The sequence below is a fragment of the Pseudomonas hefeiensis genome (assembly GCF_030687835.1).
Taxonomy (GTDB): Bacteria; Pseudomonadota; Gammaproteobacteria; order Pseudomonadales; family Pseudomonadaceae; genus Aquipseudomonas; species Aquipseudomonas hefeiensis.
On the sequence record NZ_CP117449.1, the window covers coordinates 4876316 to 4891344 of the forward strand.

At 59.6% G+C, this 15029-nt stretch carries 17 protein-coding genes; 6 read left to right on the top strand and 11 right to left on the bottom strand.

Annotation, left to right across the window (positions count from 1 at the left end):
• The first annotated feature begins 68 nt into the window (after nucleotides 1-68).
• Together PSH57_RS21865 and PSH57_RS21870 are read left to right on the top strand one after the other, a co-directional pair.
• Nucleotides 69-698: a LysE family translocator gene (locus tag PSH57_RS21865; RefSeq protein WP_305385500.1), complete on the top strand. Its 630-nt coding sequence runs from the start codon at nucleotides 69-71 to the stop codon at nucleotides 696-698.
• Nucleotides 699-880: 182 nt separating this feature from the next.
• Entirely contained in the window at nucleotides 881-1291 is a 411-nt protein-coding gene (locus PSH57_RS21870; protein WP_256231832.1) for a type II toxin-antitoxin system HicB family antitoxin, read from the top strand.
• A gap of 130 nt (nucleotides 1292-1421) precedes the next feature.
• On the opposite strand, the gene PSH57_RS21875 is transcribed toward PSH57_RS21870, so the two are convergent.
• Nucleotides 1422-1568 carry a hypothetical protein gene (locus tag PSH57_RS21875; RefSeq protein WP_305385501.1) on the bottom strand — a complete coding sequence of 49 codons (147 nt, stop codon included), beginning with the start codon at nucleotides 1566-1568 and terminating at the stop codon, nucleotides 1422-1424.
• A 170-nt stretch (nucleotides 1569-1738) separates the two neighbouring features.
• Between PSH57_RS21875 and PSH57_RS21880 the strand changes: the two genes are divergently transcribed.
• A complete protein-coding gene (locus PSH57_RS21880) occupies nucleotides 1739-2152 on the top strand; it encodes a low affinity iron permease family protein (RefSeq protein ID WP_256231833.1) in 414 nt (137 codons plus the stop codon).
• A gap of 49 nt (nucleotides 2153-2201) precedes the next feature.
• Here PSH57_RS21880 and PSH57_RS21885 read toward each other — a convergent pair whose 3' ends face one another.
• The 5 genes from PSH57_RS21885 to fos form a co-directional block, all read right to left on the bottom strand.
• Complete coding sequence (locus PSH57_RS21885) at nucleotides 2202-3110, bottom strand: SDR family oxidoreductase (RefSeq protein WP_256231834.1); 909 nt, start codon at nucleotides 3108-3110, stop codon at nucleotides 2202-2204.
• A gap of 76 nt (nucleotides 3111-3186) precedes the next feature.
• Nucleotides 3187-3690 carry a DUF4142 domain-containing protein gene (locus tag PSH57_RS21890; RefSeq protein WP_305385502.1) on the bottom strand — a complete coding sequence of 168 codons (504 nt, stop codon included), beginning with the start codon at nucleotides 3688-3690 and terminating at the stop codon, nucleotides 3187-3189.
• A 289-nt stretch (nucleotides 3691-3979) separates the two neighbouring features.
• Complete coding sequence (locus PSH57_RS21895) at nucleotides 3980-5329, bottom strand: sensor domain-containing protein (RefSeq protein ID WP_305385504.1); 1350 nt, start codon at nucleotides 5327-5329, stop codon at nucleotides 3980-3982.
• A gap of 68 nt (nucleotides 5330-5397) precedes the next feature.
• Entirely contained in the window at nucleotides 5398-6036 is a 639-nt protein-coding gene (locus tag PSH57_RS21900; RefSeq protein ID WP_305385505.1) for a LysE family translocator, read from the bottom strand.
• A gap of 58 nt (nucleotides 6037-6094) precedes the next feature.
• On the bottom strand, nucleotides 6095-6511 hold the full coding sequence (fos, locus tag PSH57_RS21905) for a fosfomycin resistance glutathione transferase (protein ID WP_305385506.1): 417 nt from the start codon (nucleotides 6509-6511) through the stop codon (nucleotides 6095-6097).
• Between the two features lie 263 nt (nucleotides 6512-6774).
• Between fos and PSH57_RS21910 the strand changes: the two genes are divergently transcribed.
• Both PSH57_RS21910 and PSH57_RS21915 read left to right on the top strand, forming a co-directional pair.
• Nucleotides 6775-8010 (top strand): aminotransferase class I/II-fold pyridoxal phosphate-dependent enzyme, encoded by a 1236-nt coding sequence (locus PSH57_RS21910; RefSeq protein ID WP_305385507.1) that lies wholly within the window; start codon nucleotides 6775-6777, stop codon nucleotides 8008-8010.
• Nucleotides 8011-8022: 12 nt separating this feature from the next.
• Nucleotides 8023-9186: an MFS transporter gene (locus PSH57_RS21915; RefSeq protein ID WP_305385509.1), complete on the top strand. Its 1164-nt coding sequence runs from the start codon at nucleotides 8023-8025 to the stop codon at nucleotides 9184-9186.
• On the opposite strand, the gene yiaY is transcribed toward PSH57_RS21915, so the two are convergent.
• Nucleotides 9183-10331, bottom strand: coding sequence for an L-threonine dehydrogenase (yiaY, locus tag PSH57_RS21920; protein WP_305385510.1), 1149 nt, complete (start codon nucleotides 10329-10331; stop codon nucleotides 9183-9185). The two genes, PSH57_RS21915 and yiaY, sit on opposite strands and share 4 nt — an antisense overlap.
• Before the next feature lie 141 nt (nucleotides 10332-10472).
• Between yiaY and PSH57_RS21925 the strand changes: the two genes are divergently transcribed.
• The gene (locus PSH57_RS21925; protein WP_305385511.1) at nucleotides 10473-11492 is read left to right on the top strand and encodes a DUF4917 family protein; all 1020 of its coding nucleotides are present in this window, start codon (nucleotides 10473-10475) and stop codon (nucleotides 11490-11492) included.
• Nucleotides 11493-11668: 176 nt separating this feature from the next.
• On the opposite strand, the gene PSH57_RS21930 is transcribed toward PSH57_RS21925, so the two are convergent.
• The 4 genes from PSH57_RS21930 to PSH57_RS21945 all read right to left on the bottom strand — a co-directional run bounded on the left by PSH57_RS21930 (nucleotide 11669) and on the right by PSH57_RS21945 (nucleotide 15013).
• Nucleotides 11669-12013, bottom strand: coding sequence for a YegP family protein (locus PSH57_RS21930; RefSeq protein WP_305385512.1), 345 nt, complete (start codon nucleotides 12011-12013; stop codon nucleotides 11669-11671).
• Nucleotides 12014-12081: 68 nt separating this feature from the next.
• The gene (locus PSH57_RS21935; protein ID WP_305385513.1) at nucleotides 12082-12663 is read right to left on the bottom strand and encodes a DJ-1/PfpI family protein; all 582 of its coding nucleotides are present in this window, start codon (nucleotides 12661-12663) and stop codon (nucleotides 12082-12084) included.
• Nucleotides 12664-12963: 300 nt separating this feature from the next.
• The gene (locus tag PSH57_RS21940) at nucleotides 12964-14181 is read right to left on the bottom strand and encodes a class I SAM-dependent methyltransferase (protein ID WP_305416103.1); all 1218 of its coding nucleotides are present in this window, start codon (nucleotides 14179-14181) and stop codon (nucleotides 12964-12966) included.
• A 214-nt stretch (nucleotides 14182-14395) separates the two neighbouring features.
• On the bottom strand, nucleotides 14396-15013 hold the full coding sequence (locus PSH57_RS21945; protein WP_305385514.1) for a TPM domain-containing protein: 618 nt from the start codon (nucleotides 15011-15013) through the stop codon (nucleotides 14396-14398).
• Between the last annotated feature and the right edge of the window lie 16 nt (nucleotides 15014-15029).

The window sequence follows — 15029 nt, forward strand, 5'->3', positions numbered from 1 at the left end:
GCAAGCACCTGCCCTGCCCGTCAGCCATAGACTGGCACTACCGAAATCGTCGATGCAGGGGGTGTGGTGTGGCAGAGCTCTGGTTGTTTTTGATGGCGTTAGTGGTGGTGTATCTGTTGCCTGGGCCGGACATGATCCTGCTGCTGCAAACCGGCGCCCGTCAGGGTAAGGGCGCGGCGCTGGCGACAGCAGTGGGTCTGGGGATCGCTCGGGGGTGTCATGTTGCGCTGGCAGCCTTGGGGCTTTCGGTGTTGTTCAAGACCGCGCCCTGGACCTTTGACGCGGTGCGCCTGGCCGGCGCCGCTTATTTGTTATGGATTGGCGTTCAGTGCCTGCGAACCACGTTGTTGCCGAATTTTGAAAGTGCCGGCGTTGAGGCTGGAAAGCGGCATTGGCGCCAGGCGATTCGGCGCGGGTTGTTGACCAACTTGCTCAATCCCAAGGCGCTGCTGTTTTGCTCGGTACTCTTGCCGCAGTTCATCGACCCACAGGGCGGGCCGGTGCTTGGGCAGTTTGCGACCCTCGGGGTGGTGTTGGTCAGCGTCGGCTTTTTGTTTGATAGCGCCTATGCACTGATGGGCGTGGCGCTCGGGCGCTGGCTCCAGCGGTCCCCTTCGGCCCAACGCATGCAGCAGTGGTTGTTTGGGAGTCTTTTGATTGGGTTTGCGGTGCGGCTGACGTTTGTGCAGCAATCGTAGTGCTTTTGGACAAGCTGATTGAGGAGAACGAAGCAATCGGAGTCGAAAATCTGACCGACTTTTGGTGGTTATAGTGTTGATCATCAAAATAAAGTAGTTATAGTAACCACCAAAAACACCACGCAGAGGTGATGTGAATAGCCGATTTGCCCGTTACCCTGCACTCCCGGAGAACGATTGACATGCTTTACCCGATTGCAATTTCCATGGGCGATGAGAAGCACGCCTGGGGTGTTGAAGTACCGGATATTCCGGGTTGTTTTTCAGCAGGCGATGACCTGGACGATGCCATGGCGATGGCCCGCGAGGCTATTGAGGGGCACTTCGAGATTCTGGCTGAGGACGGCTCGCCGATTCCATCGGCCAATACAGTCACCTTGCATGCAGCCAATCCTAAATACACCGGTTGCACCTGGGCGCTGGTGGACATTGATGTGACCAAGTATTTGGGCAAGGCGCAGAAGCTCAATATCACCTTGCCTGGCTATCTGCTGAACCGTATTGACGAGTACGTGCTGCACCATCCTGAAGAAAAAAGCCGTTCCGGGTTTCTCGCTTCGGCGGCGCTGAAGGTGTTGCAGCAAGGACGTTGAAACCCAACCTGCCCCTAATCCCTTGTGGGAGCGAGCCTGCTCGCGATGGCGCCATGTCAGCCAAGAACAATCCTGCTGATCTGCCCACCGCGAGCAAGCTCGCTCCCACAGGTTCTTTGCAATAAGCCGGTTATTTTTTCTCCGAACCGGACTCCTGCATCTGCACCGACGACTTGGTGCCATCGGTGTTGTCCTTGGTCTCGTTGTCCGAGTTGTCGAAGCAGCCCTGCAGGGCGAACAGGCAACAGGTGAAACAAAAGGTGCGCGTGAGATTCATGGTGTACTCCGATTGATTGAGGGCTTTAAGGAGTGACCTCTGAATACGGTAAATGGTTGCGACGGCCTTGCAGGTCAATGAACTTAGGGCTGCGCCGCAAATGTAAGTAGAATTTTCATCGCTTCGTTGCTGTCACACCAGACAGGTGCATCCCAGAAGGAAACGCAGCAATGAACTTCGCAAAAATCGCACAAAAACTAGCCCTGTGGGCGGGCAGCCCCAAGACATTTTTGGGGGCGCTGGTGTTGTTGGTGCTCTGGGCAGTCAGCGGGCCGTTTTTCCAGTTCAACGACACCTGGCAACTGATCATCAACACCTCGACCACGATCATCACATTCCTGATGGTGTTCCTGATTCAGAACACGCAGAACCGTGATACCGACATCCTGCACCTGAAGGTCGACGAACTGATACGAGCGAACAAGAATGCGCACAATGCGATGCTCGGGCTGGAATCGCTGGACCTCAAGCAGTTGGAGGCGATGAGAAGGCACTACCAGGCCATGGGCGAGAAGGAGGCCAAGAATCTCGGCGCCGAGCAAGGCCTGGAGCCAAAAAACAAGATCGATCTGAATCAGTGCTGAGACTGGCGCACGCGAGCAGCGTTCGCCACTCGCGCGACCAAGCGTGAGGTCAGGGCAGCGGATTGCCGCCCGTCACACCGAACACTTCCCCGGTGATGTAGCTCGATTCCTGTGACGCCAGCAGCACATAAAGCGGTGCGCATTCGGCCGGTTGGCCTGGGCGTTTCATCGGCACCTGAGAGCCAAAGGTGGGAATTTTCTCCTGGGGTTGTCCCCCGCTGGGTTGCAGCACGGTCCAGATCGGCCCCGGTGCCACGGCATTGACCCGTATGCCCTTGCTGATCACTTGCCCCGCCAGCGCCTTGGTGAATGCGACGATGGCCGCTTTGGTGGTGGCGTAATCCAGCAGTGTTGCGGAAGGATCGTAGGACTGGATCGACGCGGTATTGATCACTGTCGCCCCTGCCGGCATCAGCGGCACTGCTGCCTTGCAGATCCAGAACATCGCATAGATGTTGGTTTTCATGGTGTCATCGAATTGCGCGGTGGTGATATCGGCAATGTCTTTCTGTGCTTCCTGCTTACCGGCGACATTCACCAGAATATCCAGGCCGCCCAGTTGCTCGTGGGCGCTGTTCACCAGTTGGACGCAGAATTTTTCATCCTTCAGATCGCCCGGGATTGCGATCGCCTTGCGCCCCTCGGCCTCAATCAGCTCAATGACTTGCCGGGCGTCACGCTCTTCGCTGGGCAGATAGTTGATCGCTACATCCGCGCCTTCCCGGGCGTAGGCAATGGCGGCGGCGCGACCGATGCCCGAGTCGCCACCGGTCACCAAAGCCTTGCGCCCTTCCAGGCGCCCAAAACCCTGGTAACTTTTTTCACCGTGATCGGGTCTTGGCACCATCTCCTGATCGATACCCGGCGGCGACTGTGGCTGGTCGGGGAAAGGGGGCCGGGGATATTGGGTCAACGGATTCTGCATCGCGTATTGGTTAGGTTCTCGGCGTGTGGACATCGAGCTTCTCCTTTTCGGCGGGCAAGATGAGCCGGGACGCGAGCGCCCCGGTCCTAAAGGTAAACAATGCGGCGAATCAGCGACTGGCCTGGAGCGCCCTCGCCATTTCGAGATGGGTCTGCAACTTAGGCAGGGTTTCGTCGGCAAACGCCTTGATTTCCGGCACTTCGGTGGTCTTGGCCTGCTCCTGGATCTGCGCGATGGCTTCCTCGGTGGCCTTGACCTGGTTGGCGGCATAGGCAGCCTCGAACGACTCGCCTTCCGGCACTTGTGGCATCAGAGCCTTGGCTTTGTCGGCTACTTCCTCCCGGGGTGCGACAGGCAGGTCGAGCTTTTTCGCAATCTTGGCCAAATGCTGGTTGGCGGTGGTGCGGTCGTTGATCACCATGATGGTGTAATCCTTGACCTCCCTGGATTCAGCTTTCCCATGGGCCATACGGCTGGCCTCGATGTCGGCCATGCCTTTGGCCGAAGCATCGTTGATGAATTCGGCAGGCGATTGTGCCCAGGCACTGTTGACACCCAGGCCCATCAGCACGACGAGACTGGTGGTGCGTAAAAAGGTGGCCATCCGGCTCATGGTCACGCCCTCCTCTAAAAAGTTGCGGCAGATTTCCCGCCACTGAATCAGAACCACCGGTAACGATCTGGACAAACGTCTGTCCCGAATACGGCCGATTCCGGCTTCATCGGGTGCATCTCGACGGACGATGAGGTTGGTGGTTCTCCCACATGTGCGACCCGATCCAGACGCCTTCGTTCGATCCAGGGCAATGTTTCCGGCGAGCGGGCCCTACCTGATATTGGAAAGGGTTGCGGACTGAAAGGTTTGGAAAATCGTCCCGCGCCACGACGAACGGTGGCCGTGGTCAAATACCGAACGCTTTGTGATTCTGGCGCTTAGCGGCGTACATCGCCTCGTCGGCGTGGCGGAACAGCGCCACGTCTTCGGCGCCGTGCTCGGGAAAACAGGCCACTCCGATGCTGGGTTCGATGCTCAGGCAGTGCCCGTCCAGGCGCAGCGGCTGGGTCAATGCATGACGGACTTTTTCCTGCACGCGATGGGCATCTTCCAAAGCCTGGACGCTGTGGAGCAGGACGACGAACTCATCACCGCCAATGCGCGCCACGGTATCGGTGTCGCGCACACAGCCCTGGAGCCGGCTGGCCACCGCCTGCAACAACATGTCGCCCACCGCGTGGCCGTAGGTATCGTTGATCTGTTTGAAGCGATCCAGATCGATATACAGCAGCGCCATGCACCCAGACGCGGCGCGGGCGGTGGCCAGTGCGGCCTTGAAGCGCTCGCGCAGCAATTCGCGGTTTGGCACCTGGGTCAACTGATCGTACTGAGCCATGCGCTGCAACCGGGCGTGCAATTGTTGGCGCTCAATGGCGATAGTCAGCTGTCCACAGACGTATTGCAGCAACTCCTTGTCTTGCTCGGTGTAGTGCTGGTTGTCTTGCGCGCTCTTGACGATCAACGCACCGATCGTGCCGTTCTGCGAGATCAGTGGTACACCCAGCCAGCAAGGCGCGTTCGGTTGCGCCACAAGGTCGCAAAACCCTGATGGCAACTGACTGCTACCGGGCGTCAGCAGGATCGGTTGGCCAGTGCGAATCACTTCTGCGCACAGGCGCTTGGTGACCGAGCCCGGTACATCGGGCTGTCGTTCCAGGTCATCGACGTGATAGGCAAAGTTCAACTGCGCGCACTGCTCGTCATACAGCGCCACTGAAAAATTCAGCGCCGGTAGCCACTCGCCAATGATCAAGTGAATGCGTTTGAACAACGCCAGCATGTCCGCCGCAGTGTTGGCGGCCTCGGAAACTGCATACAACGCCGCCTGCCGGGACTCGGCCTGCTTGCGTTCGGTGATATCCCGGGCCACGGCGATCCGCAATTGGTCCGCCGGCGACCAACGCGCCGACCACAAAATATGCACCACCCGACCGTCCTTGCGCAGGTAGCGGTTCTCGAAATTGAGCTTGGGTTCGCCGTCCATGATCTCCCGCGCCGCTTCAAGAGTCCGCTGGCGGTCGGCCGGATGCACCAGGTCGATCATTGGCTGGCCGATCAATTCCTGCGGGGTGTAACCGAAAATGCGCTCACAAGCGGCGCTGACAAACACGAAACGCCCCTGCCCGTCGACGGCGCACACGGCGTCCATCAAAAGGTCGATGTAACTGGCCAACGGTGCGCCACTGCGAGTGTCCATGGGGCTGGTGGTCATCCGATAATGCAGCGTTGAGAAGAACCTTACGTGCGACAGTCGGTACGTTGGTCTTACGTCCTGCTGGTCAACAAGCCCGGAACGGCATGCCACAAGGCGTTGATGGCAAACCCTATGAACATCACGCCGCACAACCGGGTGATTGTCAGTTCGTGACGCTGGTACAACGTGCGGATCCGACTCGCGCCCACAACACCAATGAGGATAGCGTAAGCAACCAGACCGCCGAGGAAACTGAGTGCGATCAGCCAGGGCAACATCGACCAATGCAGCAGCTCGGCACGGCTGGACAGCAACGCCGTGAAGGTCGCCACCGCCACCGGATATGCCTTGGGATTGGTCAGGCCGAATATCACACCGTGCCAGAACGGCTGACGCGCCGGACCTTGCGGCGCATCGGCGCTGCCCGCGCGAGCACGAACGGCGCGCAATCCCAACCAGAACAGATAAAGCCCGCTGAGCACTCCCAAGGCATCAAAAGCCGTGCTGCCTATCTCACGCGCTCCGACAATCGCTGCCAGCGCGGTGCCACACCAGACCACATCTCCCAAGAGGTGCCCGCAGAGAAACCCCGCCCCGGCCCGCCGCCCTCGCGCCGCGCCAATGCCGAACACCGCCAGCACCCCGGGTCCTGGCGTGATGCCATAGATGAAGCCGGAGGCAACGATGGTGAATAGTAGCGAGGGAGTCATGACGGACGGTCCTGTTGAAATTCGGCGTCGTGCAGTTTATCCAGCTCTGGATGACGGATCACGGAGCTGTGAAAAATTCCATAGCGACATAAGGCGCCTGCCGACAGGCCTGCAGGCGGGACGCCAGGTCCCCCACGTGGACTTCGAGTTTGTGCCCGTCCGGGTCGAGAAAGTAAAACGAGTCACCTTCGCTGCGATTGTCTCGCCAAGGTGCCACCTGGGCTGCGTGCAAGCGCGCCAGCAATAGCGGGAAGTTTTCAGCACTGATGCTGAATGCGTAATGGGTGTAGTCCGCCGCCGGCTCGGGATTGCGCAACGGATCAAGGGACAGGCACAACCACAGCCCAGGCAGCGACAAATAGGCCCCTTTGTCCCACTTGGCCTCCAAGCGAAGCTGCAACAGCTCGCTATAAAAAACCACACTTCGGTCCAGATCCGTGACGGCAAGTGTCAAATGATTGAGGCCTGAGAGCATCGACGAGCAACCTTTGGAAAGAATATGGATGAACCAAACCCAGTGGGCTTAGGGGGAAAACAGCGCCTTACCACGCTCCGACAGCGCAAATGGATTCCCCGCCCAGCCCCTTAGGCAAGATCCTACACAGAAGTCTCCGGTAACACTCAAACACGCCGGAAACGGCCGATTCAAAGCCCCGCATAACGATCTGTAAAGTCTGGAAACATACAAATGTCGTACCACTCACGGACAGCCACTCAACCAAGGAATGTAATCGCGCCATGAACCAGACTGCACAGCCGACCCATCGCTTTACCAACTACCGTAAGGTCATTTCCCTGGCGGACCAGGACTGGCGGAGCGCCGAAGTCGGAAAAATCTCAGGGCTGAACGTCGAGGTCAAGACACCCAACGTCCTGGTCGACCAGTACGGCCGAACCTTTCATCACTTTTGCACAACTTCCTACCTGGGCCTGGATCACCATCCGGCGTTGCTGGACGGTGCCATGACGGCCCTGTGGGAAACCGGGACCTTGCGCGTCGCCAACTCGAAAAATCGCTGCAAGCTGGCGATCCTGGACCGATACGAAACCCAATTGTCGGAGTTGTTTGGCGCCAGTTGTCTCAGCGCCCTGTCATGCAGTGCCGCGAGCGCCGGGATCCTGCCATTGCTGGCCAGCGGCGCGTTCACGGACAACCGGCCGCCGGTCATGGTGTTTGACAAGCATGCCCATTACTCGATGAATCACCTCAAGGCTGCTTGCGCCGATGAAACCCAGGTCATCACCGGGCCACACAACGACATGGATTTCCTTGAGGACGTGTGCAAACGGCAGCGCAACGTGGCGTATGTGGCCGACGGTGCCTACAGCATGGGTGGGGTGGCGGATCTGGATAGCCTGTTGTATCTCAAACGACGCTATGGCCTGTTTCTCTATCTGGACGACTCCCACGCGTTGTCCGCCGTAGGGCAATGCGGGGCTGGGCTGGTCCGTTCACGCTTGCACACCGTGGACGAGCGCACGCTGATTGTCGCCTCCTTGGCCAAATCATTCGGGGCCAGTGGCGGTCTGGCGATGTTTGGCAGTGAACGGCACAAAGCACTGGTGCAGCGCTATGGAGGGCCGAGCAATTGGTCCCAGAGCCTGAACGCAGCGGCCATTGGTGCCGGCATGGCCTCGATCCGCCTGCACAGAAGTCGAGAATTCAGCGCTTTGCAGGAGCGTTTGCAGGCTAATATCCGCTTCTTCGACAGCCTCATTCGCACCGAACAGCACGGCAGTGCCATGGCGATCCGTCTGGTAACTTGCGGTGAAGCAGCCCTGTCCAACAGCCTGGCGGTCGAACTGGCCGACCTGGGGTATTTCACTTCAGCGGTCTTTTTCCCGGTTGTGCCGCAAGACAAGGCCGCAATCCGCATCACCCTGCGCGCCGACATGGAGACGAACGTGATTCGCTCGTTCTGCGAACGAATCACCGATCTGCTGCTGGCACACGGGCGTGACATCCGTCCTTGAACGAGCGCCTTGATGAAGAATCGCACGACCCTGATCATCACCTGCACCACCGTCTTCCTGGCACAACTGGGCATGAGCATCTACTTGCCGGCCCTGCCTGACATCGCTCGGGATCTGGAGGCCGATGCGTCCCGGGTTTCCTGGGGCTTGTCGGTTTACCTGATCGGCATGGCGCTGCCGATGTTGCTGTGGGGCAGCGTGAGCCAGCGTCTGGGACGCAAACCGGTGTTACTGGCGGCATTGGGGCTGTATGGCCTGAGCAACCTGGCCTTACCGCTGGGCTCGACAGTGGAGGCGTTCCTGACGCTCAGGTTGATTCAGGGCATCGGCGCCAGCGGTATCTCGGTGATGGCCCGGGTATTGATCCGTGACAGTTTCAGCGGCGACCTGCTGGCCAAGGCCCTGTCATGGATCTCGATAGCCTTCGTGATTGCCCTTGGCATCGGTCAGTATCTGGGCTCTTTGATCCAGGTTGCCTTCGGCTGGGAAGCGATCTTCTACGGGTTGGGTGCGGTCAGCCTGGCCATGGCGGTCGCAGTGTCCCGGGTCGGGTTTCCAGTGCTGGCAGAAAGCAGCAACGGGCAATCGGCGTGGCGCGTGTACGGCAGGATACTCAGATACCGAGGTTTTTTACTGCCGGCATTGGCCGGTGGCCTGGGCTACGGCGTGATCGTCGCGTTCAACACCGCCGCGCCACTGATCCTGCAGGAAAGCTTTCATTGGTCAGCGATTGAGTACGGCCTGCTGGGCTGGCCGATCAGTGCGGCGTACCTGTTCGGCGCGCTGGCGGTAAATGCCTTTGTGCTTCGCACCGGCCAGCGACGGCTGATGAGCTGGGGCATTGCGCTGGTGCTGGGTGGCAGCGCGACCATGCTGCTGGGGAGCGTCGCGCTGAGCAGTGTCGCGTTGCTGTTCTGGTTGCCGTACTGCTTCGCGGTGTTCGGTCAATCGTTGAATTACCCCATCAGCCTGTCCCTGGCCAACGAGGGTTCACCGGTGACCGGGGCTTATGCCATGGCGTTGAGCGGTTTTCTGCATCAACTGATGGCCTCGGTGATCGGCGCCATGGCCAGCCTGTTGTTGAGCCAACAGGCCTGGCCGCTGGCGGCGTTGTGCACGCTGTTGGCAGTGGCGGCACTGCTGTGCGGGCGGTTCATGCCGCCACGGGTCGCTTAAAATGCACTGCGGAAAATCTCCTCGATCTGTCGTTGATCCCCCGCCCGCGGGTTGGTCAGGCCGCAAGCGTCTTTCAAAGCGTTGGCCGCCAGCACCGGCACGTCGTTGAGGCGCACGCCCAACTCCCGCAGGCCGGCTGGAATGTCTATGTCCAGAGCCAGGCTGCGGATCGCGGCGATGGCCACGCGTGCGCCCTCCTCCGGGTTGAGCTCGCGCGTATCGGCGCCCATGGCATGGGCCACGTCGGTCAGTCGAGCAGCACATACCGAGGCATTGAAACTCTGTACATGGGGCAACAGCACTGCGTTGCATACGCCGTGGGGCAAGTCATAAAAACCGCCCAGTTGATGGGCCATGGCATGCACGAAACCCAGCGAAGCATTGTTGAACGCCATCCCTGCGAGGAACTGCGCATAGGCCATGTTCTCCCGCGCCGTCAGATCGTTGCCGTCGCGCACCGCCTGGCGCAAATTGTTGCTGATCAACGTGACCGCTTTCAGCGCGCAGGCATCGGTGATCGGATTGGCGGCAGTGGATACGTAGGCCTCGATTGCGTGAGTCAACGCATCCATGCCAGTGGCGGCCGTCAATCCCTTGGGCATCGCCACCATCAACGCCGGATCGTTGACTGACATGAGCGGCGTCACGTTGCGGTCGACAATCGCCATTTTCACGTGGCGGGTCTCGTCGGTGATGATGCAAAAACGGGTCATCTCGCTGGCAGTACCTGCCGTAGTGTTAATGGCGATCAGCGGCAACTGCGGTTTACTCGAGCGATCAACGCCTTCGTAGTCACTAATCTGCCCACCGTTGGTGGCGCACAAGGCGATGCCCTTGGCGCAATCGTGGGGCGAGCCGCCACCCAGCGACACCACGAAATCGCATTGACTCTCCTTCAACAACCCCAGCCCGCGCTCGACATTGGCGATGCTGGGATTGGGCTTGGCACCGTCGAAAATCACCGAGTCGATGTCCTGTTGCGCCAGCAACTCGGCCACCTTGCTGGCGACGCCGGCCTTGGCCAACCCTGTGTCAGTGACAATCAGGGCCTTGCGAAAGCCGTAGTTGCGGATAGCGGTCATGGCCTCGTCGAGGCAACCCAGACCCATGACGTTCACGGAGGGAATGAAAAAAGTGCTGCTCATGGGAGATATCTCCTGGAAGAGGCCGGGATTGGCAGGGCTACCAGAATGACCGACTGGTCACGGCGCATCTTGATCTGGCTCAAGACTGGGTCGTGATAAAGTCGCGCCCTGCCTTAACCACGTTTTGAGATAATTTTCGCAATGACCGACTTCCAGGAATACGACGCCCGGCTCGAAGACTGGAGTGCCTTGCGCGCCAGCACCGCCTTCAGCGGCTTGCTGCTGGGGAACGGTGCCAGTCGCGCCGTGTGGGACGATTTCGGCTATGACTCGCTGTTCGAAAACGCTCGCACCGTCGAGGAAAAGCCTCTGAGCCCGTCGGAACTGAGCGTGTTCGACGCGATGCAGACCCGCAGTTTCGAACAGGTGCTCGGCGCGCTGAAAACCACCAGCCGGGTCAACAAGGCGCTGGCCGTCAGTTCCGCGGCCCCACGCAATCGTTACTACGCAATCAAGGAAGCGCTGATCAACACCGTGCACGCGGTGCATATCCCGTGGCGACTGGTACAACCCTCGACCCTGGCGACGCTTAGCCAGGAGCTGAGCCGCTATCGCACGGTGTTCACCACCAACTACGATCTGCTCAACTACTGGGCGATCCAGCATGCGCCCGAGACCGTCACCGACCTGTTCCTGGGCAGCGACCACAGTTTCGATCTGAGCCAGGTGGCCACGGACAAACCGCGCCTGCTGTACCTGCACGGTGGTCTGCACCTGGTGCGCAACCAGGACGGCACGGCGCGCAAACTCACGTCCACCGAGGGTACGCTGCTGGGCAGTTTCGCCATCAACAATACGATCAAGACCCTCGACGATGTGCCGTTGTTCGTCAATGAAGGCCCGAGCCAGGACAAGCTCAAGACCATCCGCAGCTCTGATTACCTATCGTTCTGCTACGACCAGTTGCTGCACCACGGCGACAACTTGTGTCTGTTTGGCCATGCCTTGGGCGAGCAGGACAGTCACATCGTCCACGCCCTGCGCCAGGCCGCGCCGAAAACCGTGGCAATCTCGATCTACCCCCGCAGCCAGGCGTTCATCCAGCACCAGAAGCGCCATTACGCCAAGGTATTCCAGGGGTTGGCGGTTGAACTGCGGTTCTTCGATGCCAAGACTCATCCGCTGGGCAACCCGCAACTGTCGGTGCCGGTGGAGGTTTAGAGCAAAGGCGGCCCGGACAGTAACGTGTGGGGAGAGGATTTATCTGTGGGAGAATTTATCTGTGGGAGCAAAGCTTGCTCGCGATGAACGATGCTTCGGTGTTTCCCGCACAATCGCAGCACCTACATCACAGGCAAGCCTTGCTCCCACATTGACCTTCGACTTTTGGCGTCCTGTCAAAGCGCCGCCAGCGTCTTGTCCTTGATCACCGTCGTCGGTCCGTTGGCCATGACGCTGGCAATGCCCTTGTCCCGGGCGGCGTCAGAGGAATAGCTTTCGCTGCTGCCGATCACTTCGTGATTGCCAGCCTTGAGGTTGAAGTAAGGATGGCCGTCCTTGGTGATCTTGAGCTCATAACGTTCGGCCAGTGGGCTGTTCTTCTGCACCGAAGCGATGCCGCCGTCGGCACCGCTGCGGGTCGTATACAGTTCGCTGGTCAAAATCGTTTCGGCGTTGGCCGCCTTGAGCACAAACCTAAACTGGCCGTTGCTGCTTTTGCTGACTTCGTACCATCCGGACATGTTCTTTCTCCTGGGCGGTTGAGACATCCCCGAGAGTAAAGACCCGCTGCGCTTGTTCTGCCAGTGCCTTACAAGGTGATGGCCGTGCCCAGCAGTGTCAGGAACCCCGCCAGCCAGTTCGGGTGCGCCGGCCAGGCTGGCGCGGTTGCCAGATTGCCCTGAACGTGGCCTTCGGTGACCGCGCGGTCGATAAAGGTCCCACCCGCCAGGCGCACCTCCGGGGCGCATGCGGGATAGGCACTGCATTCGCGCCCTTCCAGGATGCCCGCCGCTGCCAGCAATTGCGCACCATGGCATACCGCCGCAATCGGCTTGCCCGCCTGGTCGAAATCACGCACCAGTTGCAGGACTTTCTCATTCAGGCGCAGATATTCCGGCGCACGTCCGCCCGGCACCAGCAACGCATCGTAATCAGCGGCCTCGACACCGACGAAATCATGATTCAGCGCGAACAGATGTCCCGGTTTTTCGCTGTAGGTCTGGTCGCCCTCGAAGTCGTGGATCGCCGTACGTACGGTTTGCCCGGCGGTTTTGTCCGGGCACACGGCATGCACGGTGTGACCAATCATTTGCAAGGCCTGAAACGGCACCATCACTTCATAGTCTTCGACGTAATCGCCGACCAGCATGAGGATCTTTTTAGCGGCCATGGGGTGGGCTCCTTTGGGGATGCGTTAGGGGGAACGCATTAAAGGTAGACCGGTACGTCGGTAGATGAGGGATAAGCGGCGATTACCTGACGGGCTGCACATCTCTGGGTGCTGAATGCAACTTGTGGGAGCGAGCCTGCTCGCGATTCAGGCGACGCGGTTTTTCAGGTGCACCGCGTCATCGTTCATCGCGAGCAAGCTTTGCTCCCACAGGTTTGCTCCCAGTGTTTTGTTCCCACAGCTTTGCTCGCACAGCTTTGCTCCTAAAGGCTCGCTCCCACAGGGTAATGTGCCAGTCGCTCAGGCGAGGTAACCGTCGGCGCGCAGCAGGGTTTCGAGGCAGTGCTCGGTGATGTGGTAGAACGCCTTGAGTTCCTGGATCTTCGCCAGCAACTCTGCCGGGGCCACCGGTTCGGCGCGTTTGACTGCCAGGATCATCTTGTTCTTGTTGGTGTGGTCCAGGGAAATGAACTCGAACACCTTGGTTTCGTAGCCACATGCCTCCAGAAACAGCGCCCGCAGACTGTCAGTGACCATTTCTGCCTGCTGGCCCAGGTGCAGGCCATATTGCAGCATCGGCTTGAGCAACGCCGGACTCTGGATTTGCAAACGAATCTGCTTGTGGCAGCACGGCGAGCACATGATGATCGAAGCGCCCGAGCGAATGCCCATGTGGATCGCGTAATCGGTAGCGATATCACAGGCGTGCAAGGCAATCATCACATCCACCGCAGCCGGCGCGACGCTGCGCACATCGCCGTGCTGGAAGCTCAGGCCCGGGTGCTCCAGCCGCGCGGCGGCTGCGTTGCACAACTTGACCATGTCCTCTCGCAGTTCGACGCCGGTCACGATCCCTTCAGCCTGCAAGGTGTTGCGCAGGTAGTCATGGATGGCGAACGTCAGGTAGCCCTTGCCCGAGCCAAAGTCCGACACCCGCACCGGTTGATCCAGGGCCAGCGGCGAAGATGTCAGCGCATGGCTGAAGACTTCGATGAACTTGTTGATTTGCTTCCACTTGCGCGACATCGCCGGGATCAGCTCGTGCTTGTGGTTGGTCACACCCAAATCCGCCAGGAACGGTCGGTTCAGGTCGAGGAAGCGGTTTTTCTCGCGATTGTGCTCGGCCGATGGCACTTCTCGCAGTTGCTGGGGCTTGCTCTTGAACAGCGAGCTCTTGCCCTTCTTGCTGTATTCCAGTTGCGCTTCATCGGTGACAGCCAGCAGATGCGCATTCTTGAACGCCCCTGGCAACAGCGCGGCGATGGTCGCCACGCCTTCGGCCAGCGGGAAATTCTTGGTGATGTCGCGGGTTTTGTAGCGGTAAACGAAGGACAGGCATGACTGATCCTTGACCGTCAACTGCTTGATGATCAGCCGTTGCAAGTCCGCTTCGTCACCGACGTACTTGGCCAGCACCAGTTTGATGAAGGCGTTTTGCTCAAGGCTGGTTTGCAGCAACTCGATGAACTGGGCATGGTGATCCGGCGCAGGACGGGCGGGGGTAGCGGTGACAGACATGGAAAAAGCGGCCTCGGGGCGGGCGGATCGGGATTGGCGGTTATTTTAGGGGCGATGGGCAGCGAGGGCACGGAAAAGTTCGTGTGGCGAGCAGTAGCCTCTGTGGGAGCAAGGCTTGCCCGCGATGAACACGCCGCGACTCAGCAGGCCAAACCGAGTCATCGTTCATCGCGAGCAGGCTTTGCTCCCACAGGCTTGTGCTGGCAGAAATTTTTCAGCCCAGCACCACCAACCGATTCGGCAATTCATTACGTGCGTGAGTCACCGGGACGTGCTCCTTGAGCAATTCGCCGCAGGCCTCGATGCAGGTGACGAAGCCCTGCAACGTCTGTCCCTGGCGGACCTGTTGGGTGAACGCCGCGACAATGGCCTCCCAGTGCTTGTTGTCGAGTCGATTGGAAATGCCTTCGTCCACCAGGATCTCCACATACCGCTCGGCCTCACAAACGAAGATCAACATCCCGGTGCTGCCCACGGTGTGGTGCAGGTTTTGCTCGAGAAACTGCCGGCGCGCCAGATTGGAGGCGCGCCAGTGGCGCACGGAACGGGGGATCAGGTGAGTGGTGATTGCAGGAATGCGAAACGCCAGGCACAGCACGATAAACAGGACCCACTGCACCAGCAGCAGACTGTGCGTGGTCAGCGAGCCCGTGAGGTAATGCACCATGCCGGGCACCACCAGGGCGAGCAGGCTGGCCCACAGCAGCGGGATATAGGCATAGTCGTCGGCACGGGCGGCGAGCACGGTGACCAGCTCGGCGTCGGTATCGCGCTCCACCCGGGCGATGGCCTCGGCGACCTTGCGTTGTTCGTGTTCAGTCAGTAATGCCATGGTTATAAGTGCCTGC

Bases quoted from the DNA above. Each gene is read 5' to 3' on its own strand.
- PSH57_RS21870 (WP_256231832.1), top strand. From the start codon at position 881: ATGCTTTACCCGATTGCAATTTCCATGGGCGATGAGAAGCACGCCTGG.
- PSH57_RS21875 (WP_305385501.1), bottom strand. From the start codon at position 1,568: ATGAATCTCACGCGCACCTTTTGTTTCACCTGTTGCCTGTTCGCCCTG.
- PSH57_RS21880 (WP_256231833.1), top strand. From the start codon at position 1,739: ATGAACTTCGCAAAAATCGCACAAAAACTAGCCCTGTGGGCGGGCAGC.
- PSH57_RS21885 (WP_256231834.1), bottom strand. From the start codon at position 3,110: ATGTCCACACGCCGAGAACCTAACCAATACGCGATGCAGAATCCGTTG.
- PSH57_RS21890 (WP_305385502.1), bottom strand. From the start codon at position 3,690: ATGAGCCGGATGGCCACCTTTTTACGCACCACCAGTCTCGTCGTGCTG.
- PSH57_RS21895 (WP_305385504.1), bottom strand. From the start codon at position 5,329: ATGGACACTCGCAGTGGCGCACCGTTGGCCAGTTACATCGACCTTTTG.
- PSH57_RS21900 (WP_305385505.1), bottom strand. From the start codon at position 6,036: ATGACTCCCTCGCTACTATTCACCATCGTTGCCTCCGGCTTCATCTAT.
- fos (WP_305385506.1), bottom strand. From the start codon at position 6,511: ATGCTCTCAGGCCTCAATCATTTGACACTTGCCGTCACGGATCTGGAC.
- PSH57_RS21910 (WP_305385507.1), top strand. From the start codon at position 6,775: ATGAACCAGACTGCACAGCCGACCCATCGCTTTACCAACTACCGTAAG.
- PSH57_RS21915 (WP_305385509.1), top strand. From the start codon at position 8,023: ATGAAGAATCGCACGACCCTGATCATCACCTGCACCACCGTCTTCCTG.
- yiaY (WP_305385510.1), bottom strand. From the start codon at position 10,331: ATGAGCAGCACTTTTTTCATTCCCTCCGTGAACGTCATGGGTCTGGGT.
- PSH57_RS21925 (WP_305385511.1), top strand. From the start codon at position 10,473: ATGACCGACTTCCAGGAATACGACGCCCGGCTCGAAGACTGGAGTGCC.
- PSH57_RS21930 (WP_305385512.1), bottom strand. From the start codon at position 12,013: ATGTCCGGATGGTACGAAGTCAGCAAAAGCAGCAACGGCCAGTTTAGG.
- PSH57_RS21935 (WP_305385513.1), bottom strand. From the start codon at position 12,663: ATGGCCGCTAAAAAGATCCTCATGCTGGTCGGCGATTACGTCGAAGAC.
- PSH57_RS21940 (WP_305416103.1), bottom strand. From the start codon at position 14,181: ATGTCTGTCACCGCTACCCCCGCCCGTCCTGCGCCGGATCACCATGCC.
- PSH57_RS21945 (WP_305385514.1), bottom strand. From the start codon at position 15,013: ATGGCATTACTGACTGAACACGAACAACGCAAGGTCGCCGAGGCCATC.